A 2,078-nucleotide genomic window follows, 5' to 3' on the forward strand; every position below is an offset into this window, starting at 1 on the left:
CCGGAGAATCCCCGCTTCGCGCCGCAGGGCGAATCGGCGCTCCACTATCCGTCTTCGTATGTGATCCAGCTCCCATGAGCGGCCTCACAGCGCGGCCCCTCGTCGTCCACGCCGAGCGACGCCGTGAACACGCTGCGCTCGCTGTCCGGTAATCGGTGTCATTCCCCCATCCATCGGTCAACTCACGACCAACTCTTCGTCGTGGACCTGCCAAGCGCATGGATTCGGTGGCACGCTCACCACGGCTCGTCCCCGCACGGGCCCGCACGACCCCACCGAAGGCACAGCAGGCACGACCCCGGCGGCGACCCGCCGCCGGGCCCGCAGCAGGCCGTCGAAACGGCCGGGCCCAAGGAGTTCGCGTGAGACCCACCCCCCATGACGACCGCCGTTCCTCCCTCCGCTCCGCCCGCCGGACGCGGATGAGCGCGGCGTTCGTCGCCGCGGCCGCGATGGTGGCCGCGGGCGTCCAGGCCGGCACCGCCGGCGCCGCGCCGGGTACGGCGGCGTCGGCCGGTGCCGCCGCGACGTCCCCCGCCCAGCGCACCGCCCTGATATCCGCCGCCCAGGACGGCTCCGGGGCCACCGCCCGGTCGCTGGGCCTCGGCACGCAGGAGCGGCTGATCGCCAGGGACGTCGTCAAGGACGCCGACGGCACCGTGCACACCCGCTACGACCGGACGTACGCGGGACTGCCCGTCCTCGGCGGCGACCTGGTCGTGCACGTCAAGGGCGACCGGCGCACCGTCACCAAGGCGACGTCCCGGAGCGTCGCCGTGCCCAGCACCACCCCCGAGGTTCCCGCCACCACCGCGCAGCGGACCGCGCTCGCGCACGCCTCCGACGCCAGCCTCGCCCGCCCGGCCCAGGACACCGTGCGCAAGGTCGTCTGGGCCGCCTCCGGCAAGCCGGTGCTGGCCTGGGAGTCGGTGGTGACCGGCACGCAGAAGGACGGCACCCCCAGCCAGCTGCACGTCATCACCGACGCCACCAGCGGCAAGAAGCTCTACGCGTTCGACGGCATCGAGACCGGTACCGGCACGGGGCAGTACAACGGCCGGGTCACCATCGGCACCACGAAGAGCGGCAGCTCGTACCAGATGCGTGACAACACGCGCGGCGGACACCAGACCACCGACCTGCGCCAGGGCACCTCCGGCAGCGGCACGCTCTTCACCAACTCCTCCGACGTCTGGGGCAACGGCAGCACGAGCAACCGGCAGACCGCCGCCGTCGACGCCCACTACGGCGCGCAGGAGACCTGGGACTTCTACAAGCAGACCTTCGGCCGCAACGGCATCCGCAACGACGGCGTCGCGTCCTACTCCCGCGTCCACTACGGCAACAGCTACGTGAACGCCTTCTGGGACGACAGCTGCTTCTGCATGACCTACGGCGACGGCCAGGGCAACACCCACCCCCTGACCTCCCTCGACGTCGCGGGCCACGAGATGACCCACGGTGTCACCTCGGCCACCGCGGGCCTGGAGTACAGCGGGGAGTCCGGCGGCCTCAACGAGGCGACCAGCGACATCTTCGCCACCGGTGTGGAGTTCTTCGCCAAGAACCCGAACAACCCGGGGAACTACCTCATCGGCGAGAAGATCGACATCAACGGCAACGGCACCCCGCTGCGCTACATGGACCAGCCCAGCAAGGACGGCGCCTCCCTCGACTACTGGAGCCCCGACGCCGGCGGCGTCGACGTCCACTACTCGTCGGGCATCGCCAACCACTACTTCTACCTGCTCGCGGAGGGCAGCGGTACGAAGACGGTCAACGGCGTCACGTACAACAGCCCCACCTACGACGGCTCCTCCGTCCCCGGCATCGGCCGGGACAAGGCCCTGGCCGTCTGGTACAAGGCGCTGACCACGTACATGACGTCGACCACCGACTACGCGGCCGCCCGCCAGGCCACCCTCCAGGCCGCCGCCGACCTCTACGGCAGCGGCAGCACGGAGTACCAGGTCGTCGGTGACACCTGGACCGCCGTCAACGTCGCCTGACCCACGAAAGGGCGGCGGCACCCCGGTGATGGGGTGCCGCCGCCCTGGTGATGTAGCGGTTCCGGTGCT

General features: G+C 70.9%; 1 protein-coding gene. It reads left to right on the forward strand.

Annotation, left to right across the window (positions count from 1 at the left end; genetic code table 11):
* Window positions 1-422 precede the first annotated feature (422 nt).
* A complete protein-coding gene (locus ACX9I7_RS32535; RefSeq protein WP_459389390.1) occupies window positions 423-2,009 on the forward strand; it encodes a M4 family metallopeptidase in 1,587 nt (528 codons plus the stop codon).
* Window positions 2,010-2,078: the final 69 nt, after the last annotated feature.

The organism is Streptomyces sp. L500 (assembly GCF_054551825.1).

What these genes read in the sequence shown, in the direction of transcription:
- ACX9I7_RS32535 (WP_459389390.1), top strand. Translation starts at nt 423, where the DNA reads ATGAGCGCGGCGTTCGTCGCCGCGGCCGCGATGGTGGCCGCGGGCGTC.